We start from the raw sequence: 23558 nt of genomic DNA, 5'->3' as shown, positions 1-23558 counted from the left end.
CGGCGGGTGTGCTCCGGGTTGGTCAGTTCTTTGCGCGCCTGAGGGCGTCGGCGAGCTTGCCGGCCTCATCGCTGATGAGCGCGGCGCGCTCGGTGTCGCCGGCTTCGACCGCGCGCCAGTAGTCGATCTTGAGACCGACATACCGCTGCCGTACGGCGAGGTGCTCGGCCTCTGCTGCGAGCCTCTCTGCCTGGTTCGACAGCAGCTCGATCTGGCCGGCGGCGGCGTCCGGCCCTTGGTGACCGTTGGCGATGTATCGACGCATGTTGCTGACCGACATGCCGGTGGCCGCGAGGCACGCGATCCACATCAGCTGGTCGAGGTCGTCCTCGGCATACACGCGGTGCTTGCTGCTCGCCCCGCGGCTGATCGGCGCGATCACACCAATCGTCTCGTAGTAGCGCAGCGTGCTCGCCGGCAGTCCGGTCAGCGCGGCTGCTTCCTTGATCGTGTAGGTCCGATGGGTGGTTTGTTGACTCACTCCAGCAACGGTAGGAACTTCAAGTACTTGAAGTCAAAGGCTCGTTGGGTCACATTCTCTGGCCGGCCTCGCCGCACGCGAGATTCTCGACCTGCCGGCCGCCGGCGCGAGCAACGACGACATCACGCCCAAGGTTTGCGTTGGTGCCGATGAACAGCATGGCGCTGTTCGCCTCGGTCTCATTCGGCGTGATGACGGCTGGTCCTACGTCTGGTCGGTACGCCCGTCGGTGGCGAGCCGCGCCGCGGCTGGTCGCTGACCCGGCGCATCGTATTCGCCGATGCGCTGGCTCCTCCGGCGATCGGCCTGTTCGGCATCCCGTCGAGCATCTTCGGAGGTGACACCCCCAACGTGACGGCCCAGGCCTGGGTGCTCGGCATCGTGCTGGGACTGATCTGGGTCGTCGGTGCATGGATCCTCGTCACGCATCTACGCCGTGGCGAGAAGCCGGAGCCGGTGACTCCGTTCGCGCGGATCTATCCGGCTGCGTATCTGGCGGTCATGGCCGTGCTCTGGCTGACCGCGTTCCCCGCGTTCCTCGACGCAAAGGACGGACTCACGAGCGACGGCACTCCCATCGGCAGCGGCCTCTACACAATCGCCTGTGCCATCGCCGCCTCGGCCGTGCTCCACGCCGGCCGCGCCAAGGCTCATGTCGACTGGAGGGGGTTCGGACTCAAAATGTCTCCTTGTCCCGGAAATCACAGCAGGAATCGACCTGACCGCAAAGTCTAGACGTCGTGACTGTCGATGACTGCTTGGATTTGCGACGTGATTGGTCCATGTCCGATCGGATCGATCAGGTAAGGAGTGGCGCACTGCGCCGGAGCGCTGCTTGTCGTTGCGCAAAGAACTCGGAACAGCGTTTTGTCAGCAGTGAAGAAGAGGTCTGCATCCGGCATGTAGGAGGCGATTTGCTCATCTACTCCATTCGAGAGCTGAATTCGGGCCGAGTTCTGCAGGAAACGCACTGCCCAACGCAGCCAATTGCGAACCATCAGAGTCTCGTCGACTTCGTAGAGCAGCATGCGCCCGAAGCTAGATTCATTCTCCCGAAGTAGCTGCAAATCGACGAATGGTCTCAACCAATCGATATAGGTCGAGTCGCCGTACCCGTCCCCGTTCACTTGGTTGATCGCTCTCCAGAAGAACCCGAGAGTCTCGATACGCCAAGGCTCAACCGGCTCGTTGGGCAACCATCCCCGGGCGGCAGCGTCGCGGACTGAGAGACCTGGATCGGGCAAGGCGCGTGCGGTTGTTAGGAAATGCCCCAGTGCCTCCACAGACTGAGCCCCGCCGGCTTCTCTCATCGCACTTTGCATGCGGCGCTGCGTTTCTGCGATTGAGTTCGAGTCCGCTCGTGAGCCCGCACGAGCGTGGTCTGGAATCTCGTTCTCCCCGCGGCGGGCCCGCTCCCAGATGTCCAGTGCCCAGAATCGTTCGTATCGTCGGTAGTCATCGCCTGGTTTCAGACAACTGACCCACTCGGGTCGAAGTCGCTGTACTTCAAGAATCAATTCGGCTGACTCCATGAAGGCCTCGGTAGGTAGTCGGGTCCAGCGGCTACGAGCCATGAGATTGATTCGTGACTGACGCGACTTTCGAGCTCGACCGGACAGCACCTCTAGAAGCGTGGCCGGACTTACCACGATCTCTGACCCGGACCCCAGAACCAGTTCGTGCAACATGCGCTGCTCTCGATGATCCGCAAGGCGTGACCAGACATTCGTGTCAAGAAGGATGCGCACGCTTCGATGGTGCCGCACGATTGAGGGGGGTGACGACTTCTGCGTAGTGCAGACCGCTGAGTGCAGCACCCACACGGTAGTAGTTGGTCCACCGTGACGACATAAAGTCTGACTCGCCGATTCGGGATACGAGGAGGCGAGACGACTGGCGAGGGTTTGACGCCACAGGGGCACCGCTCAGACCGTCGGAGTCGACTAGGTGGAGCTGCGGTCCTTCTTTTTTTTGGACGATTTGGATCCCGACTTGATCGATACGATCTCGTACGCCGGGCCCGTCCGCTGATACTTGCCGGGGCCGGCCCCGTGCTCGTCGACGACCTTCACAAACTTGCCGCCCTTTACGACGCCAGCGATCCCGGAGGCGGTGTCTCGCGAGTCCGACTTCTTCCAGATGACGACTTCCTTCGTTGGATGAAGCCGCTTCCGACGGACAATCTTCCGTTCACGTCTCGCCACGATCTGGTCCGGGATTTTGTGGACAGGTGAGGTGCCAAAACCAAGGATGGTCTTGAACTTAGCGTCGATCGCCGATCGCACATCGGAGGTGATCATCGCTTGGATCTTTGGAGCGAAGTTCCTCACGATCGAAGATTCCGCTTTGTTAGCCCCGGGATCAACGAACTGGCCAGTTACTCGCTGTACCAACGGCGCAGAGGCTGGAGTCCAGGTTCCGCTCTGGTCAATGTCGACAAGCAGCTGCGTGTCCTGAACCCATTCGTGTGAAGACTCGTCAAAGTATTCAGCCGTGCCCGCATCCGAATCTCGACGGGCGATTTCCACGCCTCCGTCGTTGAGCGGATACTGGTAGTACCTCATAGCCTCATGATAGCCACGGAACCCCGGGCGGCAGTGGGACGGTGGAATAAATCGCTGCAATTCGTACATCCAGTTCAGTCCACTCATGCGAGAAGGGTTCAAGCACTCGCTTCTCTTCATACAGACTGTGAGTGGCCTCTGACACCGCGAGCGATGCTTCGGTGTGAAGCTGGACCTCGAACTGATGTCCGTCTGGTGCGCGGACCGTCAGATTGATACCGCGATATCCCGTTCGCTTCCATCCTCGAGGGTCAGCAACAACGACGTATCCGTCCTCCGAGAGCTGGCTGAGAATGTTGTCATGCGCCGCCCAATAGTCTTGAGCGTGCGCGACGAACGTGTAGCGGATGGCGTCATTAATGCGCCGCAAGTTGCGTGCAATGTTCGGCTTCTCTGGATCACCGATCAATTTTCGGGTCAAGGAGTCCTCGCTCTTGACCCTGCAATCCAAGCGAGTGAGGGTCGCATCGCACACGGCGGCGATCTCTTGCATGCGAGTCGTGATAGCTGGCTCGGAACTCCTGGCTCGATCGCAGATCTCGGCGGCGAGCTTTCGCGCATGCTCCTCCGGACTCATGGTGCAGCAACCTACCGTTCGCGTCCGACTAGCAGTATCGGGGCCAGCAGGGACCTGATCGTCTGGCCGCGTTGGTTCAACGCCAGCCGAGTAAACTGGTTTCGCTCCGCGGGAATGCGAATTTCATCTGCAAATAGCGTTGCTCGGGCGGTCATCGGCCCTAGTCCAGCGTCTTAGCGCGGATCTTCCTACGCTCACGCCATGACGGAGAAACCTCACCACGGACCACGGTTGCGAACACATTCAAAGAGCGCATCAGATCGTCCTGAGGCATGAGGTTCAGTGTTCGGAAGTAGGCATCGGACATTCGTTTTGAGGCATGAAGTCGCATTTGGGTGACAGCCCTCATCAGCGATATCTCAAGTTCGTGTAGTTCGTCTCGCAGCGCATCAGACGCCGCATCCTCACCGGCTTTCTCTAACTTGCGGGCCAAGGTCCAAACTTGCCAGCGAGCTTCGATCGCGCTATCGCTTAGCATCGCAAGCCTGTCGCGCCGCGCCTGCTGCGTCTCACGGGCGCTTTGAAACCAGATGCCGAGGAAGGTGGCCAGTCCTCCGATGATGGCGCCGCCAAGGCCGACGAGGGCTATTGCGATATCCGATGTGCCGGCTGCCGCTTCCGCCGTGTCGGCTGCTGACTGTAGGAAGGTCACGGCCGGAGCCTACTTGGGCCCTCTTGGGGCAGGTGGTTCGAAGACTCACGAGCAGAACCGGCATAGAACCTAAACGAGTTGCAGAATCACCTCAGGCTGCGCGGCCAGATCGCCGGCCGAATTTCCAGCATCCCGAGCAGCACTACGCTGCATTGCATGACGGAAACAGACGCGACGGATTCTAACTTCGAAGTCGAAGAGATACCGGACGAATCTCCGGACTACGACCTGACAGAGGAGGAGGGTCTGACAACCGCCGAGTTGTCGGACCTAGTGCTGTACACGCTCGACTGGAGCGTCCAGTCGCTACTCGAACGAATCGGTACAACCTTCGACATCGCTCCGACGTTTCAACGTCGCGATGCCTGGACTATCGAGCGGAAGAGTCTCTATGTCGAGTCTCTCGTTCTCGGATTACCCGTCCCGCAGATCGTGTTGGCGGAGGATCCCTCGCGCAAAGGACGATTCATCGTTCTGGACGGCAAGCAGCGACTTGTCACTATGAAGCAGTTCGCAGCGCCCGACGACAACTTTCGCTCGTTCAAACTGCGAAAGATGGAGTTTGCAACGGAGTTGGAAGGCATGACGTTCGCAGACATGCAGGCATCCCTGACTGCGCAAGAGCACGCCGAGAATTTTTTGGCCCAGCCGATTCGGACAATCGTTGTTCGAAACTGGAAGAATCCAGCAGTCTTGTACCAAGTGTTCGTCCGCCTCAATCAGGGGAGTTTGTCACTCTCCCCGCAGGAACTGCGTCAGGCGCTCTATCCGAGCGAGTTCACGAAGTGGGTCAATGACCGTTCCGCTCAGAGTCACCCAATCCAAGCGGCTCGACGGATCAAGCGCGAAGACTTCCGAATGCGAGATGCAGAAATGCTCCTTCGGACGATCGCTTTCCACGAATCAATTGAGGACTATCGTGGCAACCTGCGAAAGTTTCTCGACGACGCCTGCATTCAGGGCTCAGAGCGATGGAAGACCGACGGCCAACAGTATTTCGAGAAGCTAGCTACGCGATGCGAGCATGCCATCAACCGCACGATTCTCGCATTTGGAGTGAAAGATTCCTTTTTGAGATTTGAGGATCAGGCGTTCATCCGCCGATTCAACATCGCCGTGTACGACCTGATGACCGCAGTGCTGGGCGATGACTCCATAACCGACGCGGAGTTCGTGCAGCATCACGAAGCGCTTTCTGAGGCGTTCAAAGAACTGTGCAGGACGGACCGGGATTTTGCGGAAAGCCTCGTGACCACGACGAAGTCAATTGTGGCTACTGGACTTCGGATATCGAAGTACGGTCGAGCCGTCGGCGACATCTTGGGACACGAACTTTCTATAGTCCCGCGCGCCGAAACTCTACTGAATCGCCCGTAAGCGGCCGCATGTCCTCGCCACTATTTGTAAGCCTTGAGCAGAGGCTTTCTGACCTCGAGAAGTGTTTTATCGTTCGCAGGGATGACTATGGCGACTACATCGCCGACGATCACCTTAAGGCGCTTGCATACAGGTTGCTTGCGAGCGCTGCGCTTGAGAACTATGTCGAAGCTCGATGCGTTGAAATTGCTACGACAGGCTGTGAACGGCTTGGCAAGACCCAGCCAACTGCCACGGGCCGGGCGCTGATGTTGTGGCACAGCACGCACGATCGGTGGGTATCGGCCGGCCCGTTTCTGATCCACGAGAACGACCCGCATCTCTATTCCAGTCGGGCGAACAAGGCGCTCGAGGCCTACATTAAAAGCGTCAGAAGGAGCCACGGAGTCAGTGGAGATGATCTTCGCGCTCTCGTTTTTCCACTCGGACTGCGAGAGAACCAGGTGCCTGAGGTCCTGACAACCTCGCTCGACGCGTTGGCAGAGAAGCGGAATCCCGCGTCGCACACCTATGTGAACCGTGCCAGGTCGCAGACGGAGCCGGCGCTGGAAGTCGCGACTATTGAGCAGATTCTCACGCCCCTTCGGCAACTAGACGACGATCTTCGAACTGTCTCGGAGACCTTCCCCGTTGATCACCTGTGACTGGGTCGAGTAGGTGCATCGCAATTTGTGCACCTACCCCAGGACCGTGCAGCGGGTGCCGCTGTAGATCGTCGGCATGCACTGGTTGCAGTGGATGCAGAGGCCGTGGGTGGTCTCGCCTGTCTGCATGCGATTGACCAGGTCGGGTTCACGGAGCAGTGCGCGGCCCATCGCGACGAACTCGAAGCCCTCGGTCATCGCCCGGTCCATCGTGGCCCGGTCGTTGATTCCGCCGAGCATGATCAGCGGCATCGACAGCCCTGCGCGGAAGGCGAGCGCCTTCTCGCGCAGGTAGGCCTCCTCGAAGGGGTACGCCTTGAAGAACGCCTTGCCCATCGGCGTCCGCAGCCCCAGGCGTACGGGCAGGGGCATGTTGGCAGCGAACTCCTTGAGCGGGACGTCACCACGGAAGAGATACATCGGATTGAGCAGCGAGCTGCCGGCGCTGAGCTCCAGCGCGTCGAGGTGGCCGTCGGCCTCCAGCATCTGCGCGAACTCCACCGTCTCCGGCATCGAGAATCCGCGCGACGAGCCCTCGGTCATGCCGATCTTGGCGGTGACCGCGACTCTGTCGCCGACCTCCTCGCGTACGACCCGTGCCACGTCGCGGGCGAACGTCGCGCGGTTGTCGAGTGACCCGCCCCATCCGTCCTTGCGTCGGTTCTGCCCCGGCGCGAGGAACGAGCTGAGCAGATAGCCGTGCGCCATGTGGATCTCGAGCACGTCGAAGCCGGCGTCGACCATGATCCGCGCCGTACGCACGTAGTCCCGGGTGATCCGGGCGATGTCCGCGGCGGTGGCCGAGCGGATCATCTGCATGCTCAGCGGTGACGGCATCCTCGAGGCGGCGAGGGCGTGCACGCCGTTCGACCGGCCGTTGGCGACCGGTCCTGCGTGCCCGAGCTGGCCCGCGACCTTCGCGCCGGTCTCGTGGATCGCCTCGGTCAGCCGAGCGAGGCCGGGCGCCGACTCGGCGTTGACGACGATGACCTCCTTCTGCGTTCGTCCTTCGGGCGACACGGCAAGGTAGGCGACGGTCGTGAGCCCGACACCGCCGCGGGCCGGAGCCAGGTGATAGTCGATCAGCTCGTCGGTGACCAGGCCGTGGGGAGTGCGTCCCTCGAACGTCGCGGCCTTCACGGTCCGGTTCCGCAGCCGTACGGGACCGAGATCGGCAGGCTCGAAGACGCGGTTGACCATGGCGCTCATGGTAGAACACGTTCTACATTGGTGGCATGCGCAACGGAATCGTGCTCTTCACCTCTGACCGCGGCATCAAGCCGGCGGCTCTCGCCCAGGCTGCGGAAGAGCGCGGGTTCGACACGTTCTACGTGCCCGAGCACACGCACATCCCGGTGAAGCGCGAGGCGCTGCATCCCACGGGCGGCGAGGAGCTGCCGGATGACCGCTACATGCGCACGCTCGATCCGTGGACGACCCTGGCGACCTGCGCCGCGGTGACCGAGACGATCGGGTTGTCGACGGCGGTGTGCCTGCCCGTCGAGTCCGACCCGATCACCCTGGCCAAGACGCTGGCGACCCTCGACCACCTCTCCGGGGGTCGGCTGACGATCGGCGCCGGGTTCGGCTGGAACACCGACGAGCTCACGGACCACCACGTGCCGGCCAACAAGCGCCGGACTGTCCTCAAGGAGTACCTCGAGGCGATGCGCGCCCTGTGGACCGAGGACGAGGCGTCGTACGACGGACAGTTCGTGTCGTTCGGTCCGAGCTGGGCCTATCCCAAGCCGCCGCAGGGCCGGATCCCGGTCATCATCGGCGCTGGTGGTGGGCCCAAGACGATCAAGTGGATCGCCCAGAACGCCGACGGTTGGATGACGACCCCCATCGAGACCGACACTGCCGCGAAGGCCGAGCTGCTCCGCAAGGAGTGGGCCGACGCGGGTCGCGAGGGCGAGCCCGACATCCGGATCCTGGTCGCGAAGAAGCCGACCGAGCAGGACTTCGCCGACTGGATGTCCGCCGGGGCCTCGGAGCTGATCTGGGGTGTGCCCGACTCCGACGAGGACAAGGTGCTGGGCTATCTCGACAAGCTGGCGTCGCGGGTCATCCACCCAGCGCGCTGAGCATCTTCCGGCCGGCGTCGCTCAGGGTGCCGTGCGCCTCCGCCACCCGGCACCACTCGCGGGTCATGTCGGCGAACTTCTGCGGGTTGTAGATGTCCTCCTCGCGGATCAGGTTGCCGTCGTCGTCGAACGTCAGGATCGTGATGTTCGAGGCCTCGTGGACCGATCCGTCGCCCGGGTCGCGCATGACGTTGCGAATGTCGCAGATGACCCGGTTGGTGGCCGCATCGACGACCGACCAGGCCGCCGGGAACGCGATCATCTCGGTGGCCGGGAACTCGTTCATCGTCCTCACGACCCACGCGCGGATCTCCTCGCGGCCGGTGAAGTCGCCGTACGCGTGCTCGCGATAGGTCGCGTCTTCGGTGAACATGTCGGCGAACGCCGACCAGTCCCGGGTCCCGGCGATCTCGTCGACGCGCGTGGCGTAGCGGTCGAACGCCGACTGCAACATGTTCTCGTTCTCGGTCACACCGACACCCAACCACATCTGGTCATACGGTTCTCGGTATGACCGACGTCGCGGAATCCCTCGTGCCGACGCCGCACGGTGACGCGCGGGCGCACGTGGCTCGGCCGCCCGGTGATCCCCGCGGACTCATGATGCTCGGCCATGGGGCAGGTGGCGGCGTGACCGCCCACGACCTGCAGCTCGCCACCGCCGTGGCGCTGGGCGCGGGTCTCGTGGTCGCCCTGGTCGAGCAGCCCTATCGGGTCGCCGGACGGCGAGCGCCCGCGCCGCCGGCTCAGGTCGATGCCGCGTGGCGCACTGTCGCCGAGCACGTTCACTCCGGCGAGCTCGCTGACCTGCCGCTGATCACCGGGGGCCGCTCGTTCGGCGGTCGCGTCGCCTGTCGTACGTCCGCCGATGTCGGGGCCGTCGGGGTGCTGTGCCTGGCGTTCCCGCTACACCCACCGGGTCGTCCCGAGAAGACCCGGCTCCCTGAGCTCACCGCCGTGACGGTGCCGACGCTAGTCATCCAGGGCGAGCGTGACCCGTTCGGCGTGCCGGACTCAGCGACGCTGCCGGACGGGCACACGCTCGTCGTGGTGTCGGGTGATCACTCCCTCAAGAAGGACGCCCCCGCGATCCGCGCTGCCATTGCCTCTTGGCTCGGCATGGTGCTCACCCCGTCACCTGGAACGTCTTCGTGAGGCTCGCCGTCGAGTCGTCGCCGGCGTACACCTGGATCGCTCCCGGCTCGACGACGAACTTCCCGCGGTTGTCGTAGAAGCCGAAGTCGCTCGCGTCAAGGGTGAACCGCACGGTCGTGGACGCGCCAGGCTTCAGCGTCACCCGTTCGAAGCCGCGCAGGCGACGCACCGGCTGGGAGATGCTGGCAACCGGGTCGTGGATGTAGACCTGCGCGACGTCGTCGCCGGCCACGTCACCGGTGTTGGTCACCTTCATCGACACCACCACGCTGCCCTTGCGGGAGACCGTGGACTTGCTCAGGCTGAGGTCCGACACCTTGAACGTCGAGTAGCTCAGCCCGAAGCCGAACGGGAAGAGCGGGTCGCAGGTGCGCAGGTCGCGGTAGCGCGAGTCGTACTTCTGCTCGACGTCGCACGGCCGGCCCGTCGGCTCGTGGTTGTAGTAGATCGGCACCTGGCCGAGCCGCTGCGGGAAGGACACCGGGAGCTTGCCGCCCGGGTTGACCTTGCCGAACACGACGTCGGCAACCGCGTTGCCGGCCTCGACGCCGGGGAACCACGCCTCGAGGACGGCCGGCGCCGAGCCGACCACCTTGGAGAGGGTCAGCGGACGGCCGTTGAAGAGCACGACGACGAACGGCTTGCCGGTCGCCGCGATCGCGTCGATCAGCTCCTGCTGCTTGCCGGGCAGGTCGAGGGTCGACCGGCTCGTCGCCTCGCCGCTCATCTCGCGGGTCTCACCGACGGCAAGCACCACCTGGTCCGCAGCCTTCGCGGCGGCCACGGCCTTGGCGAAGCCGGCATCCGACGGGCAGTCGTCATTCGGGTCGTACGCCGGAGGCTCCTCGTTGCTCAGCGCGCAGCCCTGGGCGTACGTCGTGGTGGCCGACGAGCCGTCGGTGATGCCCTTGAGCACGCTGACGGCGTCGCCGTCCTCGCCCTTGCCCCACCACGCACCGAGCATGTCGTGCGGGCTGTCGCCGAGCGGACCGATCACGGCGGTCTTCTTCGCGGGGTCGAGCGGGAGGGTCTTGCCCTTGTTCTGCAGCAGCACCATCGAACGGCTCGCAGCGTTGCGCGCCGCCTTGCGGTCGGCGGCGGTGAGGAAGCTGGCGGGGTCGGTGGCCTTCGCCTGGTCGACGTACGGGCGCTCGAACAGGCCGGCGCGGAACTTGACGCGCAGGATGCGGCGGACGGCGTCGTCGAGGCGCTTCTTGGAGATGCGGCCGTCGGCGAGCAGCTGCTTGCCGTAGTCGCGGATGTTGGTGCTGACCATCTCCGAGTCGGTGCCGGCCATCAATGCCTTGGCTCCGGCGTCGGGTCCGTCGGCCGCAGTGCCGTGGCCGCACGAGCCCTCGTCGGGCTTCTTCGGCGGGCAGGCGCGGGTCTCGGCGACCGCTGTGTAGTCACTCTCGATGAAGCCGTCGAAGCCCCACTCCTTCTTGAGGATCTGCGTCTCGGTGTATGAGTTGGCGCAGCCCGGCACGCCGTTGATCGCGTTGAACGAGCACATCACGGTGTCGGCGCCGGCATCGACAGCGGCCTTGAACGGCGGCAGGTAGAGGTTGCGCAGCGTCTGCTCCGACAGGTCGGTGGTGCCGTAGTCGCGACCGCCCTCGGGATCGCCGTACGCCACGAAGTGCTTGACGCTGGTGACGGCCCGATCGGGCTTGCTGTAGTCATCGCCCTGGGCGCCCTTGACCCTGGCGGCGGCGAACACCGAGCCGAGGTAGGGATCCTCACCGTTGCCCTCGACGATCCGGCCCCATCGCGGCTCGTGGGAGACGTCGACCATCGGGCTGTAGATCTGCTTGATGCCGACCGTCGTCGACTCGCGGGCGCCGATCTTGGCGTCGGCGCGTGCGACGTCGGGGTCGAAGGAGCTGGCGGCGCCTAGCGGCACCGGGAAGATCGTGCGATAGCCGTGGATCGTGTCGTACGCGAACAGGATCGGGATGTGCAGCCGCGACTTCGTCATCGCGATCTTCTGGAAGTGGTCGATCTTCGCCGGATCGGTCAGGCTGAAGACGCCTCCGACCCCGGCCTTGGCGTCCGCGTCGGTGATCTGCCCGTCGGAGAGCAGCTGCACCTGTTGCAGCTTCTCCTCGGTCGTCATCTTGGCCAGCAACCGGTCGACTCGTTGCTCGACCGACCGACTGGGCGCCCCACGGTCGGCAGCCAGAGCCCGTTCGTCGGCCGCCCCTCCGTCGTTCGCCAGCACGCTGCCGGCCATCAGGCTGCCGGCCACCAACGGCCCGGCGACTGCCACCACCACGAATTTCTTCATGCCCTGCCCCCCGTGCGATTGCCGGGTCGCTCACATCGCGATGCAGGCCACCCGTCCTGGAACTGTGATCCACGCCACAACCTACGCTTCATGGGCGACGATGTTTAGCCCCGTCCTCGACCCGAGTGATGAGTTCTCTGGCGCGCCGCCGTCATACGTACGAAAGCAACACGACGAGACGGAAGGCTGATGTGATGAGTGTGGACATGCAACTGGAGGAGCTGGGCGTGAGCGATCTGGGTGAGGTCGGCGAGGCAGCGTTCTCGGAGCTGGCCGAGCCGCACCGGCGGGAGCTGCACGTGCACTGCTATCGGATGCTGGGGTCGTTCGAGGACGCGGAGGACACTGTCCAGGAGACGTTCCTGCGTGCGTGGCGCCGGCGCGAGACCTTCGAAGGCCGGTCGACGTTCCGGGCCTGGCTCTACCGGATCGCGACCAACGCCTGCCTCGACCTGCTGGCCAAGCGCCGCCCCGATCCGGCGACCGGGGGCGAGGTGCTGTGGCTGCAGCCCTATCCGGACCGGCTGCTCGACGAGTTGCGTGCGGACGACTCGGAGGAGCCGGAGGCCCTCGCCGTCGCCCGGGAGACGATCGAGCTGGCGTACGTCGTTGCGGTCCAGCACCTCGCGCCCCGCCCGCGAGCCGCGCTGATCCTGCGAGACGTGCTGGGCTGGCCGGCGAAGGACGTCGCGGAGCTGCTCGGCGACTCGGTCAACTCCGTCAACAGCGCGCTGCAGCGAGCCCGCGCCGGCATGCGGGAGCACCTGCCGGCCGAGCGGCAGGACTGGACCGGCGGCGACGAGGACGCCGAGACCCGCGAGCTGGTGCGCAGCTTCACAGATGCCAGCGTGGCCAAGGACATCGACGCGATCACCACGATGCTGCGCGATGACGTCCGCTACTCGATGCCGCCCACGCCTGGCCTCTACGTCGGCCGAGACGCGGTGCTGGCCGACTGGATCGGCGACGGGTTCGAGGACCTCGGTGACATGCGTACGGTCCTCACCTCGGTCAACCGGCAGCCGGCCATCGCGTTCTACCTGTGGCAGGAGCGCGAGCGTGCGTACCTGCCGCTGACGATCGACGTCCTGCGCATCAGCGGCGGGGCGGTCACCGAGATCGTGATCTTCCACGCCGACCAGTTCCCGCTGCTCGGGTTGCCGGAGCGGCTGCCGGCGGACGCGTCATGAAGCGCCTCGCCGTGACGGGTGTTGTCGCCGCACTGGCGGCAATGGCCGCCACAGCCCTCGGGGCCGCAGCCGCCCGGGCAGCAGGCGTCGACTTCGCGGTGTCCGGGAGCGACGAGACGATCCCGGTGTCAGGTGTGGCGGTGGTGACCGGCTTCTTCTCGCTGATCGGCATCGTGATCGCGCTCGTGCTGCAGCGGTGGAGCGCGCGCCCCGCCGAACGATTCGTGTGGTCGACGGTGTCGCTGACCGCGGTCTCGCTGGTCCCGCCCGTCCTGGCCGCGGCGAACACCACCACGGCCGTCGCCCTGATTGCGCTGCACCTCGTCGCTGCGGCAGTGATGATCCCGGCCTTGGCGCGGCGGATGAGCGCTGCTGAGCGCCTCGCCGTGTAACCCGGATCCGCGATAGCGTCGAGGACATCCCGGCAACGAGGAGGATTCATGAAGTCCGTACGTCTGCACCCCGATGGGCTACGACTCGAGGAGATCCCACGCCCCGAGCCCGGGCCGGACGACGTCCTCGTACGCGTCCATGCCGCCGCGATCACTCGCGACGAGCTGACCTGGCCGACCGACCGGCTGCCGGCCACCCCGTCGTACGAGCTGTCGGGTGTCGTCGAGGACACCGGTGAAGAGGTCATCGCGCTGACCCCGTTCGACCGCGACGGCGTTGCCGCCGAGTGGGCGATCGTGCCGCGATCCGTGCTCGCTCCCAAGCCCGCCGGGCTGAACCATCAGGAGGCTGCAGCGCTCCCGATGCCCGGGTTGACTGCGTGGCAGGCATTGGTCGTCCATGGCGAGCTCAGCGAGGGTCAACGGGTTCTGGTGACTGGTGCGGGCGGTGGCGTGGGGCACATCGCCGTGCAGCTCGCCGGTCGGCTCGGTGCCGTCGTCGTCGGGGACGGCGAGACCTGCGACCTGCTGTTCGACACCATCGGCGGCGAGCCGCTCACCCGCAACGCTGGTGGCGCCCAACGCATCGTGACGGTTGCCGCCGAGGCGCCGGGAGCCGACTACTTCATCGTCGAACCGGATGGCGAGCAGCTCGCGGCGCTGCCGGAGCTTCAGCCGCAGGTCGACAGCGTCTTCGCGTTGGAGGACTTCGAAGCGGCGTTCGCGCGTCTCGAGCAGCGCGGCAAGCGCGGCAAGGTCGTCCTGAGCGTCGCCACCTGACCGTCGTCAGGGGATCAGCGCTGCACGTTGCTGGTGGGGGAGCCCGAAGAGCTGGTTGAGTGCCTGCGCTCGCTTGAGCACGAGGTGCGCGTCGTGCTCCCACGTGATCGCGATGCCGCCGTGCAGCTGGACCGTCTCGGCGGCGACCGCCATTGCTGCTTCCGCGCAGTACGACCCGGCTGCGGCGGCGAGACGCTCGGCGTTGGCAGCGCCTTCGACGGCCGCCTGGACCGCGGCCCAGGCGGCCGACCGTGACATCTGCACCTGGACGAGCAGGTCGGCCATCCGGTGCTTGAGCGCCTGGAACGAGCCGATCGGTCGCCCGAACTGCTCGCGCTGCTTGGTGTAGTCGACCGTCATGTCGAGCCCGCGCTGGGCGCAGCCGACCTGCAGGGCAGCGGTGGCGAGAGTGCCGACGCGGTGGACCGTCGCCAAGAGCTCGCTGGCGTCCAGAGTGATCGTCTCGGCCTTGACGTTGTCGAGCTCGATGTGGGCGAAGGTGAGCGTCGGGTCCATGCCCGGCACCCGCGTACGGGTCAGCCCCGTAGCGGCCGGATCGACGCTGAAGAGCCCGAGCCCCTCGTCGTGCTGCCCGACGACGAGCAGGATCTCGGCGGTGTCGCCGTGCAGGACGGGGGAGACCGAGCCGGTCAGCGCACCGTCGCTCCACGTGACGCCGACGGCAGCGTCGGCGGGACCGGTGACCCCGGACCACGCGAGGGTGGCAACGGTGCCGGCTGCGATGCGTTCGAGGGGATCAGGTCCTTTCGACAAGCTCGAGGACCGTGGGTGAAGCAGGGCGGCGCAGGCGACGACCGACGCCAGCAGCGGCGAGGGGGTGAGCGCGCGGCCGAGCTCCTCGAGCACGACGTACGTCTCGACGAGGCTGAAGCCGGCCCCGCCTCGCTCCTCGGGAATGGCCAGCGCGGCGACCCCGATCTGGTCGCACAGCGTTGCCCAGAGCTCGGGGTCGAATCCGGCCGGCTGCTCAATCGCGCGCCGAACCGCCTGGCTGTCGGACCGACGCTCGAGCAGGTTGCGCACGGACGCGGCGAGCTCGGCGTGCTCGCGGGTGGGCGCCAGGTCCGTCATGCGGGGCTCGTTCCTTGAGCTTGTCGAGAGGATCGTTTCGACAAGCTCAACGACCGGTTTGCCAAGAGGCCGGTGAGCAGGCGGTCGCGGTGGAACGCCGTCGAGCCCCACGCCGATTGCAGCGCACGGATGCGGAGCAGCCACAGGCTGAGGTCGTGCTCCTCGGTGTAGCCGATCGCACCGTGGACCTGCAGGCCGACGCGGGCCGCGAGGTTGGCGGCGCTCGCAGCCTGGATTTTCGCCGCCGAGAAGGAACGGAGGGACGGTTCTGCGGCCGCGCCGAGGACCAGCGGACGGGCGAAGTCGAGCGCGATGCGTACGTCCGCGAGCTGGTGCTTGATGGCCTGGTACGAGCCGATCGCGCGGCCGAACTGGGTGCGCTGCTTCACGTACGTCACGGAGTCGGCCAGCACCCGCTCACCCGCGCCGAGCAGCTCGGCAGCAGTCGCGAGGACGGCGAGGTCGAAGGCGGCATCGAGGTCGCCGTGCTCCACCGGCGCGCCCGCCGTGACGTCGAAGAGGTGACGGCTCGGATCCACTGAGGTCACGGCGTCGCCGGCGGTGGCGCGGTGCAGCTCACCGTCGACGAGCACGAAGACGTCGTGCGCGATGTCGGCGTCGAGGGCGTACGGCATCGCGATCGTTGCGCGTGACTCGGCGAGGTCGACATCGGGCAGCGCGACAGGAAGGTACGCGGCCGACTCGACCCAGGGCCCGGGGACGGCGTGGCGCCCGATCGCCTCGAATCCGATGGCCACCTCGACCGGCGTCGCCTCGGCGGCGAGCGACGTCACGCCGACCTCGGCCAGCCGCGACCAGAGCTTGAGGCCGGGCTCGTGGTCACCGGCAGCCCAGGCCCGGTTCACCGAAGCGGTGTCGGCGCGGGACAGCAGGTCGTCGAGGGACCGGGCGAACCCGGTCTGCTCGGAGGTCAGCTCGAACTTCATCCCCGGGCCTCCTTGGGGAGACCGAGGATGCGTTCGGCGACGATGTTGCGCTGGATCTCGTTGGTGCCGGCATAGATCGGCCCCGACAGTGAGAACAGGTAGCCGTCGGTCCAGGCGGAGGCGACCTCGGCCTCGGGCCCCAGCAGGTCGAGCGCCGTCTCGTGGAGGGCGACGTCGAGCTCGCTCCACCAGACCTTGTTGACCGAGCCGGCCGCGCCGATGTCGCCGCCGTCGGCGAGCCGGGTGACCGTGCCCCACGTGAAGAGCCGGTACGCCTCGGCGCGAACCCACGCATCGACCACCGGCGCGGAGAGCGCCGGGTCCGGTTTGTCGGCGTACAGGTCGAGGAGCCGGTCGGCCGAGGCGCAGAAACGACCCGGCGAGCGCAGCGACAGGCCGCGCTCGTTGCCCGCCGTGCTCATCGCCACGCGCCAGCCGTCGCCGGGATCGCCGAGCACGTCGGCGTCGGGCACGAAGACGTAGTCGAAGAACAGCTCGGCGAAGCCTGCCTCGCCGTCCAGCTGGGCGATCGGGCGTACGGTCACGCCGTCCGCGTCGAGCGGGAAGCAGAAGTAGGTCAGTCCGCGATGCCGCTCGGCCTCGGGGTCGGAGCGGAAGAGGCCGAACCCCTGGTGCGCGTACGCGGCGCGGGACGACCAGGTCTTCTGCCCGTTGAGCAGCCAGCCACCGTCGACCGCAGTGGCAGTGGACCTCAGCGAGGCCAGGTCGGACCCAGCCTCGGGCTCTGACCAGGCCTGGGCCCAGATCGTCTCGCCGGTCGCCATCGACGGCAGCCACCGTCGCTGCTGCTCCGCGGTGCCGTGGTCGAAGATGATCGGCGCGAGCAGGAAGATGCCGTTCTGCGAGACGCGGCCCGGTGCTCCTGCCCGGTAGTACTCCTCCTCGAAGATCACCCATTCGACGAGCGACGCGCCGCGACCGCCGAACTCCTCGGGCCACGAGACCACCGACCAGCGCGCGTCGGCAAGCCGGCGCTCCCACTGCTGGTGCGCGGCGAACCCGTCGGCGGTGTCCATCGATGGCAACGCCTCCGCCGGTACGTTCGCGGCCAGCCACGCGCGGGCCTCGTCGCGAAAGGCAAGCTCCCCGGGGCTGAAGTCGAGGTTCACGTCTGCTCTTTGTTCTTCGCCGCCATCGACTTGGCGTCGAGCCCGCCGAGGGAGTCGTCCGAGGTCTCGGCGTTGTGGGCGTGCGCGAAGTGGTGCAGGCCGAACACCGAGTCCATGCCGGCGCGCATGCCCTGCAGGTCCTCGGCCTGGTTGACCGCCTTCTTGGTCAGCGCCAGCCCGAACCGCGGCATCTGAGCGATCCGGCCGGCCAGCGCCAGCACGGTCGGCTCGAGATCGTCGGCCGGTACGACCTGGTTGACCATGCCGAGCGCCAGCGCGCGATCGGCTGTGAAGCGATCACCGGAGTAGAGGAACTCCTTGGCCGCGCGCGGGTTCATGACCCAGGGGTGCGCGAAGTACTCGACCCCCGGGATCCCCATGCGTACGACGGGGTCGGAGAAGAACGCGTCGTCCGACGCGATGATGAAGTCGCACGCCCAGGCGAGCATCAGCCCGCCGGCGATGCAGGCGCCGTGCACCATGGCGATGACCGGCTTCGGGATCTCGCGCCAGCGCCGGCACATGCCGAGGTAGACCTCCGACTCCCGGGCGAAGCGCTGGTCGCCGCCCTCCTTGTCGGCGTGGTCCCACCAGATCACGGCCTTGCGCTCGAACGTCTGGTCCACGTCGCGGCCCGGCGTGCCGATGTCGTGGCCGGCGCAGAAGTGCTTGCCGTTGCCGGCCAGCACGATGACCTTGACCGCGTCGTCGTCGGTGGCGCGCTGGAACGCGGCATCGAGTGCGTACGTCATCTTGGAGTTCTGGGCGTTGCGGTACTCCGGCCGGTTGAGCGTGATGCGAGCGACCTCGTCGACCACCTCGTACGTCACGACGTCCACTTCTCCAGACGGCACAGTGGTCACGATGCGCTCCTCAGCTCGGTCTTCAGGACTTTTCCGGACAGGTTGCGGGGCAGGGCGTCGACGAAGACGACCTCGCGCGGCACCTTGAAGTTGGCCAGCCGCTCCCGGGCGTACGTGATCACGGCGTCGGCGTCCGGGCCACCTTCACGGCGTACGACGAACGCCTTGCCGACCTCGCCGAGCCGCTCGTCGGGCGCGCCGACCACCGCCACGTCGACCACGCCGTCGAGGCGGCCGAGGGCCTGCTCGACCTCGGCCGGGTAGACGTTGAAGCCGCCGCATATGTACATGTCCTTGAGGCGATCGGTGATGCGCAGGTAGCCGTCGGCGTCCAGCACCCCGACGTCGCCGGTGTGCAGCCAGCCGGCGGCGTCGATCGCCTCGGCGGTGGCGGCGGGGTCGTCGAGATAGCCCTGCATGACCTGCGAGCCGCGCAGCAGCAGCTCGCCCTCGGTGCCCGGCGGCAGGTGCTCACCGGTCTCGGGGTCGGCGATCGCGGTCTCCATCCCGTCGATCGCCCGGCCGCAGGTCGTCGCGACGGTCTCGTCGCTGTCGCCGCGGCGACACATCGTGGCGACGACGCACTCGGTCATCCCGAACGCCGTGACCACGAGGTCGAAGCTGAGCTCGCGCTGCAGCCGCTCGACGAGGGTCACCGGGACGTTCGCGGCACCGGTGTTGGCGAAGCGCAGCGATGACGTGTCGGTGGCCGGGAACGCCGGCGACTCGAGCAGGCCCAGGAAGATCGCGGGAGCGCCGGGCACCATCGTGATCCGCTCGGACTCGATCAGGCCCAGTGCAGCCTCGGGGTCGAACGTCGCCATCGGGAACAGAGCGCACCCGTGCAGCAGGCCGACGAGCACGCCGACCTTGTAGCCGTACGAATGGAAGAACGGGCTGATCACGAGGTAGCGATCGGCGCGGGTCACCTCGCCGACGGCGCTCCACGCGGCGGCCGCGGCGACGGTCTGGCGATGTGCGCTGAGCACGCCCTTGGGGCGTCCGCTCGTGCCGGACGTGAAGAGGATGTCGGCGATGTCGTCGGGCGCGACTGCGTCGGCAACCGCCTCGACCGTTGCCAGGTCCAGCTCGTCGACACCTTCGGCGAGGATGCCGACGTCGGCGAGGTCGATGATCCGCGCGGTGGGCGAGAGTGCCCGCAGGTCGGTGATCTGGGTACGCCCGAGGAACCCGTCCGCGACGATCACCAGGGCTGCGCCCGTGCGGTCGACGAGATCAGCGACCTCGTGAGCCGTGTAGCGCGAGTTGGCCGGCACGAGCGTGCCGCCGGCGTACGTCACCGCGAGGGCCGCGACGATCCAGTCGATGCTGTTGGGTGCCCAGAGGACCACGCGGCCGCCGGGCATCCGGTGCTTCAGATAGGCCGCGGCGGTGTGGCGAACGCGGTCGTGCAGCTCGGTGAAGGTCAGGCTGCGGCCGTCCATGGCGCAGGCCACGGCGTCGCCGTACTCCTCGGCGGCGCGGCGCACGAGGCCCGGGACGGTGTCGGTCACGAGATCCTCCTTCCCTTCGCCGGTTGAGCCTGTCGAAACCTCGCCGGCTGATCTTGTCGATGCCCAAGCAAGTGCTTGGTAGGCTACCTCATATGAGCCCCGACGACGAAGCCTTCCGCGAGGAGGTGCGCGCCTGGCTTGCCGACCATCTCACGGGTGAATGGGCCGCGCTGCGGGGTCTCGGCGGCTCGGGCAGCGGCCATGAAGCGTACGAGGAACGACTGGCCTGGAACCGGCTCCTGGCCGAGCACGGCTGGACCTGTCTCGGCTGGCCGGTGGAGCACGGTGGCCGGGCGCTGAGCCTGACGCAGCAGGCGATCTTCCACGAGGAGTACGCCCGCGCGGACGCCCCGGGCACCGTCAACCACTTGGGCGAGCAGCTGCTGGGTCCCACGCTCATCGAGCTCGGCACGGACGAGCAGAAGGCCCGGTTCCTGCCGGGCATCAAGGCCGTCGACGAGCTGTGGTGCCAGGGCTACTCCGAGCCGGGTGCTGGCTCCGACCTCGCGGCGGTGAGCACCCGCGCGGTGCTGGACGAGGCCGCAGACGAGTGGGTCATCGACGGCCAGAAGGTGTGGACCTCGTGGGCCCACGAGGCCGACTGGATCTTCGTCATCGCGCGCACCGAGCCGGGATCGTCGCGTCACCACGGGCTGTCGTTCCTGCTGGTGCCGCTCGACCAGGACGGCGTCGAGATCCGGCCCATCGAGCAGATCACGGGCGGCTCGGAGTTCAACGAGGTCTTCTTCTCCGGCGCCCGCACGCCTGCCGGGATGATCGTCGGCGCGCCCGGCGACGGGTGGCGGGTCGCGATGGCCCTGCTGGGCTTCGAGCGCGGCGTGTCGGTGCTGGGCCAGCAGGTGGCCTTCGAGCGCGAGCTCGACGACCTGATCGACCTGGCCCGCAGCAACGGGACGATCGACGATCCCGTCATCCGCGACCGCCTCGCAGCGCACAGCGCGGAGTTCGAGGTCATGCGCGTCAACGCCGTGCGGTCACTGACCGAGGCGACGCCGGGCGCCGACAACGTCGCCAAGCTCGTGTGGGCCGGCTGGCACCGCCGGCTCGGCGAGCTGGCCATGGAGGTCTGCGGAGCCGGAGCGCTCACCGCGGCGTCCTCGCAGATTGAGGCCGTCGAAGCCACGTACGACCTGGACCGCTGGCAGCGGCTCTTCCTCTTCTCTCGCGCGGACACCCTGTACGGCGGCAGCGACGAGATCCAACGCAACATCCTCGCCGAGCGCGTGCTCGGCCTTCCGAAAGAGGCCCGCGGATGACGGTGACCAGACCCGAGCAACCGACACCCGACTACGTACCCGGCCACGGCCTGCTGGCGGGCAAGGTCGTCGTGGTGACAGCCGCCGCCGGTGCCGGCATCGGCGCAGCCGTGGCTCGACGTGCCCTCGAGGAGTCCGCAGGCACGGTGGTCATCAGCGACACGCACGAGCGGCGGCTCGGCGAGGCGCGTGACGCGCTCGCCGCGGAGTTCGGTGACGACCGCGTACGCGCACTCGCCGTCGACGTGACCGACGAGGCCCAGGTGCAGGCGTTGCTCGACCTCGCCGACGAGCGCGGTGGCGTCGACATCATGATCAACAACGCCGGCCTCGGCGGCACCGCCGACGTGCTGGAGATGACGGACGACGAGTGGTCGAAGGTACTCGACATCACCCTGACCGGCACGTTCCGGTGCGTACGAGCCGCGGGCAACCGCATGCGGGCGGCCGGCAAGGGCGGTGTGATCGTCAACAACGCCTCGGTGATCGGCTGGCGCGCGCAGGAAGGGCAGGCGCACTACGCCGCAGCGAAGGCCGGAGTGATGGCGTTGACCCGGTGCGCTGCGCTCGACGTCGCGCCGTACGGTATCCGGGTGAATGCGGTGGCCCCGTCGCTGGCGATGCACCCGTTCCTGGCCAAGGTCACGAGCGATGACCTGCTGGCCGAGCTCAAGCAACGAGAGGCGTTCGGCCGCGCGGCCGAGCCGTGGGAAGTGGCGAACGTGATGGTGTTCCTGGCGTCGGACTACTCCTCCTACCTGACCGGTGAGGTCATCTCCGTGTCGAGTCAGCGAGCCTGAGATGGCCGAGACGACGCAGACCCGGCGCGAGGAGCTGCTGCAGATCGCGGCGGAGCTGTTCGCCACCAAGGGCTTCAAGAACACGACGGTCCGCGACATCGCCGACGCGGCCGGCATCCTGAGCGGTTCGCTCTATCACCACTTCGACTCCAAGGAGTCGATGGTCGACGAGATCCTGTCGTCGTTCCAGGAGGAGTTGTTCGGCGCGTACGCCGGCATCCTGGCCGGCACCGACGATCCCCGCGCCAAGCTCGAGGCGGCCGTCCGGGTGTCGTTCGAGGCGATCGATCACCACCGCGACGAGGTGGCGATCTTCCAGAACGAGGCCGACTACCTCGGCACCTTCGACCGGTTCTCTTACCTGGCGGACCGCAACCAGCAGTCACGCGACGTGTGGCTGACGCTGCTGCGCGAGGGCGTGTCCTCAGGTGCGCTGCGCAAGGATCTCGACGTCGAGCTGGTCTACCGGTTCATTCGCGACACGGTATGGGTCGCGGTGCGGTGGTACCGGCCCGGAGGCAAGCTCAGCCACCACGACGTGGCCGACCAGTACCTCACCATCCTGCTCGACGGGATCACCACATGACTCTTCCCAGCGCCTACATCGTCGATGCCGTCCGCACGCCGGTCGGCAGGCGCGGCGGGTCGCTCGCCGGCATGCACTCGGCCGACTTCGGCGGGCACGTCCTACGAGCTCTGATGGATCGCACCGGCATCGACCCGGGTGCGGTCGACGACGTGATCATGGGCTGCTGCGACACGATCGGCTCGCAGGCCGGGGACGTCGCGCGTACGGCGTGGCTCGTCGCAGGGCTGCCCGACCACGTGCCGGGCGTGACGATCGACCGGCAGTGCGGCTCGTCGCAGCAGGCCGTGCACTTCGCCGCCCAGGGCGTGATGTCCGGGACCCAGGACCTCGTCGTCGCCGGTGGCCTGCAGAACATGAGCGCGATCCCGATCTCCGCGGCGATGCTCGTGGCCGACCAGTACGGCTTCACGACGCCGTTCGCGGAGTCGCCCGGCTGGCTGGCGCGCTACGGCGACCAGGAGGTCAGCCAGTTCAAGTCCGCCGAGATGATCGCCGAGAAGTGGGGCATCAGCCGCGAACAGATGGAGGAGTTCGCCCTCGCGTCGCACGAGCGTGCCCGCGCGGCGATCGCCCAGGGCCGGTTCGACAGCCAGGTCGTGCCGGTCGGCGAGTTCACGACGGACGAGTGCCCCCGCGAGACGTCCCTGGAGAAGATGGCAGCCCTGCAGCCGTTGGCACCCGGCGGCCGGATCACTGCGGCCGTCGCGTCCCAGATCAGCGATGCAGCGAGCGCGATGCTCATCGCCTCGGAGCAGGCGGTCGCGGACCATCAGCTCACGCCGCGAGCCCGCGTGCACCACCTGTCCGTACGCGCTGACGACCCGATCTGGATGCTGACGGGCCCGATCAGCGCGACGAGGCACGCCCTGGGCAAGGCGGGCATGGCGGTCGCCGACATCGACCTGTTCGAGTGCAACGAGGCGTTCGCCTCGGTCGTGCTGGCGTGGATGCAGGAGCTGGACGTGCCGCACGAGAAGGTCAACGTCAACGGCGGCGGCATCGCCCTGGGCCACCCGATCGGAGCGACCGGGACTCGCCTCATGACGACGCTGCTGAACGAGCTCGAGCGTACGAGTGGCCGTTACGGCCTGCAGGTCATGTGCGAGGGCGGCGGCCAGGCCAACGTCACGATCATCGAACGCCTCTAGCGCCCGCTGGTT

25 protein-coding genes are annotated in these 23558 nt (G+C 66.8%); 12 read left to right on the top strand and 13 right to left on the bottom strand.

Annotation, left to right across the window (positions count from 1 at the left end; genetic code table 11):
- Nucleotides 1-22 precede the first annotated feature (22 nt).
- A complete protein-coding gene (locus BOSE46_RS17095; RefSeq protein ID WP_159541381.1) occupies nucleotides 23-481 on the bottom strand; it encodes a MerR family transcriptional regulator in 459 nt (152 codons plus the stop codon).
- Between the two features lie 351 nt (nucleotides 482-832).
- Here BOSE46_RS17095 and BOSE46_RS17090 point away from each other — a divergent pair, with 351 nt between their 5' ends.
- Nucleotides 833-1216: a hypothetical protein gene (locus BOSE46_RS17090; protein WP_159541380.1), complete on the top strand. Its 384-nt coding sequence runs from the start codon at nucleotides 833-835 to the stop codon at nucleotides 1214-1216.
- Here BOSE46_RS17090 and BOSE46_RS17085 read toward each other — a convergent pair.
- From BOSE46_RS17085 to BOSE46_RS17070, 4 genes are all read right to left on the bottom strand, one after another.
- Nucleotides 1213-2229: a PIN domain-containing protein gene (locus BOSE46_RS17085; RefSeq protein WP_159541379.1), complete on the bottom strand. Its 1017-nt coding sequence runs from the start codon at nucleotides 2227-2229 to the stop codon at nucleotides 1213-1215. The two genes, BOSE46_RS17090 and BOSE46_RS17085, sit on opposite strands and share 4 nt — an antisense overlap.
- A gap of 195 nt (nucleotides 2230-2424) precedes the next feature.
- Entirely contained in the window at nucleotides 2425-3045 is a 621-nt protein-coding gene (locus tag BOSE46_RS17080; RefSeq protein ID WP_159541378.1) for a hypothetical protein, read from the bottom strand.
- 4 nt (nucleotides 3046-3049) lie between these two features.
- Nucleotides 3050-3538 carry a hypothetical protein gene (locus tag BOSE46_RS17075; RefSeq protein ID WP_159541377.1) on the bottom strand — a complete coding sequence of 163 codons (489 nt, stop codon included), beginning with the start codon at nucleotides 3536-3538 and terminating at the stop codon, nucleotides 3050-3052.
- Between the two features lie 244 nt (nucleotides 3539-3782).
- Nucleotides 3783-4274 carry a hypothetical protein gene (locus tag BOSE46_RS17070; protein WP_159541376.1) on the bottom strand — a complete coding sequence of 164 codons (492 nt, stop codon included), beginning with the start codon at nucleotides 4272-4274 and terminating at the stop codon, nucleotides 3783-3785.
- A 156-nt stretch (nucleotides 4275-4430) separates the two neighbouring features.
- Here BOSE46_RS17070 and BOSE46_RS17065 point away from each other — a divergent pair, with 156 nt between their 5' ends.
- Both BOSE46_RS17065 and BOSE46_RS17060 read left to right on the top strand, forming a co-directional pair.
- Complete coding sequence (locus tag BOSE46_RS17065) at nucleotides 4431-5651, top strand: DUF262 domain-containing protein (RefSeq protein WP_159541375.1); 1221 nt, start codon at nucleotides 4431-4433, stop codon at nucleotides 5649-5651.
- A gap of 8 nt (nucleotides 5652-5659) precedes the next feature.
- Nucleotides 5660-6295: a hypothetical protein gene (locus tag BOSE46_RS17060; protein ID WP_159541374.1), complete on the top strand. Its 636-nt coding sequence runs from the start codon at nucleotides 5660-5662 to the stop codon at nucleotides 6293-6295.
- A 33-nt stretch (nucleotides 6296-6328) separates the two neighbouring features.
- On the opposite strand, the gene BOSE46_RS17055 is transcribed toward BOSE46_RS17060, so the two are convergent.
- A complete protein-coding gene (locus BOSE46_RS17055; RefSeq protein WP_159541373.1) occupies nucleotides 6329-7495 on the bottom strand; it encodes an NADH:flavin oxidoreductase in 1167 nt (388 codons plus the stop codon).
- Nucleotides 7496-7530: 35 nt separating this feature from the next.
- Between BOSE46_RS17055 and BOSE46_RS17050 the strand changes: the two genes are divergently transcribed.
- Entirely contained in the window at nucleotides 7531-8382 is an 852-nt protein-coding gene (locus BOSE46_RS17050) for an LLM class F420-dependent oxidoreductase (RefSeq protein WP_159541372.1), read from the top strand.
- On the opposite strand, the gene BOSE46_RS17045 is transcribed toward BOSE46_RS17050, so the two are convergent.
- The gene (locus BOSE46_RS17045; protein WP_201299661.1) at nucleotides 8363-8854 is read right to left on the bottom strand and encodes a nuclear transport factor 2 family protein; all 492 of its coding nucleotides are present in this window, start codon (nucleotides 8852-8854) and stop codon (nucleotides 8363-8365) included. The genes BOSE46_RS17050 and BOSE46_RS17045 overlap by 20 nt on opposite strands.
- Nucleotides 8855-8892: 38 nt before the next feature.
- On the opposite strand from BOSE46_RS17045, the gene BOSE46_RS17040 reads away from it, so the two are divergent.
- Nucleotides 8893-9537, top strand: a complete 645-nt coding sequence (locus tag BOSE46_RS17040; protein ID WP_159541371.1) for an alpha/beta family hydrolase — start codon at nucleotides 8893-8895, stop codon at nucleotides 9535-9537.
- On the opposite strand, the gene bglX is transcribed toward BOSE46_RS17040, so the two are convergent.
- Nucleotides 9509-11824, bottom strand: coding sequence for a beta-glucosidase BglX (gene bglX / locus BOSE46_RS17035; protein WP_159541370.1), 2316 nt, complete (start codon nucleotides 11822-11824; stop codon nucleotides 9509-9511). The genes BOSE46_RS17040 and bglX overlap by 29 nt on opposite strands.
- A 227-nt stretch (nucleotides 11825-12051) precedes the next feature.
- Between bglX and BOSE46_RS17030 the strand changes: the two genes are divergently transcribed.
- Genes BOSE46_RS17030 through BOSE46_RS17020 form a run of 3 tightly spaced genes read left to right on the top strand, consistent with a single transcriptional unit; the run spans nucleotide 12052 to nucleotide 14186 of the window.
- Nucleotides 12052-13014 (top strand): RNA polymerase subunit sigma-70, encoded by a 963-nt coding sequence (locus BOSE46_RS17030; RefSeq protein WP_236551782.1) that lies wholly within the window; start codon nucleotides 12052-12054, stop codon nucleotides 13012-13014.
- The gene (locus BOSE46_RS17025; RefSeq protein ID WP_159541368.1) at nucleotides 13011-13406 is read left to right on the top strand and encodes a DUF6069 family protein; all 396 of its coding nucleotides are present in this window, start codon (nucleotides 13011-13013) and stop codon (nucleotides 13404-13406) included. Before BOSE46_RS17030 ends, BOSE46_RS17025 begins: the two co-directional genes overlap by 4 nt.
- A 48-nt stretch (nucleotides 13407-13454) precedes the next feature.
- Nucleotides 13455-14186 carry an NADP-dependent oxidoreductase gene (locus BOSE46_RS17020; protein WP_159541367.1) on the top strand — a complete coding sequence of 244 codons (732 nt, stop codon included), beginning with the start codon at nucleotides 13455-13457 and terminating at the stop codon, nucleotides 14184-14186.
- Nucleotides 14187-14192: 6 nt separating this feature from the next.
- On the opposite strand, the gene BOSE46_RS17015 is transcribed toward BOSE46_RS17020, so the two are convergent.
- Genes BOSE46_RS17015 through BOSE46_RS16995 form a run of 5 tightly spaced genes read right to left on the bottom strand, consistent with a single transcriptional unit; the run spans nucleotide 14193 to nucleotide 19732 of the window.
- Nucleotides 14193-15278: an acyl-CoA dehydrogenase family protein gene (locus BOSE46_RS17015; protein WP_159541366.1), complete on the bottom strand. Its 1086-nt coding sequence runs from the start codon at nucleotides 15276-15278 to the stop codon at nucleotides 14193-14195.
- A complete protein-coding gene (locus BOSE46_RS17010) occupies nucleotides 15275-16225 on the bottom strand; it encodes an acyl-CoA dehydrogenase family protein (RefSeq protein WP_159541365.1) in 951 nt (316 codons plus the stop codon). The genes BOSE46_RS17015 and BOSE46_RS17010 overlap by 4 nt, the downstream gene beginning before the upstream one ends.
- Nucleotides 16222-17355 carry an acyl-CoA dehydrogenase family protein gene (locus BOSE46_RS17005; protein WP_159541364.1) on the bottom strand — a complete coding sequence of 378 codons (1134 nt, stop codon included), beginning with the start codon at nucleotides 17353-17355 and terminating at the stop codon, nucleotides 16222-16224. Before BOSE46_RS17005 ends, BOSE46_RS17010 begins: the two co-directional genes overlap by 4 nt.
- Nucleotides 17352-18218, bottom strand: a complete 867-nt coding sequence (locus tag BOSE46_RS17000) for an enoyl-CoA hydratase (protein WP_159541363.1) — start codon at nucleotides 18216-18218, stop codon at nucleotides 17352-17354. The genes BOSE46_RS17005 and BOSE46_RS17000 overlap by 4 nt, the downstream gene beginning before the upstream one ends.
- Nucleotides 18215-19732, bottom strand: coding sequence for an AMP-binding protein (locus BOSE46_RS16995; protein ID WP_159541362.1), 1518 nt, complete (start codon nucleotides 19730-19732; stop codon nucleotides 18215-18217). Before BOSE46_RS16995 ends, BOSE46_RS17000 begins: the two co-directional genes overlap by 4 nt.
- A 92-nt stretch (nucleotides 19733-19824) precedes the next feature.
- On the opposite strand from BOSE46_RS16995, the gene BOSE46_RS16990 reads away from it, so the two are divergent.
- From BOSE46_RS16990 to BOSE46_RS16975, 4 genes are read left to right on the top strand one after another with little or no spacing between them, the layout of a single operon-like run.
- On the top strand, nucleotides 19825-21009 hold the full coding sequence (locus tag BOSE46_RS16990; RefSeq protein WP_159541361.1) for an acyl-CoA dehydrogenase family protein: 1185 nt from the start codon (nucleotides 19825-19827) through the stop codon (nucleotides 21007-21009).
- Entirely contained in the window at nucleotides 21006-21809 is an 804-nt protein-coding gene (locus BOSE46_RS16985; RefSeq protein ID WP_159541360.1) for an SDR family oxidoreductase, read from the top strand. The genes BOSE46_RS16990 and BOSE46_RS16985 overlap by 4 nt, the downstream gene beginning before the upstream one ends.
- A 1-nt stretch (nucleotide 21810) precedes the next feature.
- Nucleotides 21811-22395: a TetR/AcrR family transcriptional regulator gene (locus tag BOSE46_RS16980; protein ID WP_159541359.1), complete on the top strand. Its 585-nt coding sequence runs from the start codon at nucleotides 21811-21813 to the stop codon at nucleotides 22393-22395.
- Nucleotides 22392-23546 carry an acetyl-CoA C-acetyltransferase gene (locus BOSE46_RS16975; protein WP_159541358.1) on the top strand — a complete coding sequence of 385 codons (1155 nt, stop codon included), beginning with the start codon at nucleotides 22392-22394 and terminating at the stop codon, nucleotides 23544-23546. Before BOSE46_RS16980 ends, BOSE46_RS16975 begins: the two co-directional genes overlap by 4 nt.
- The last annotated feature ends 12 nt before the right edge of the window (nucleotides 23547-23558 follow it).

Origin of the sequence: Aeromicrobium sp. 9AM (genome assembly GCF_902506105.1) — a bacterium.
In the GTDB taxonomy this organism is placed as follows: Bacteria; Actinomycetota; Actinomycetes; order Propionibacteriales; family Nocardioidaceae; genus Aeromicrobium.
Note: the sequence above shows the minus strand (reverse complement) of the source record. Positions and strands in the feature narration are given on the sequence as shown.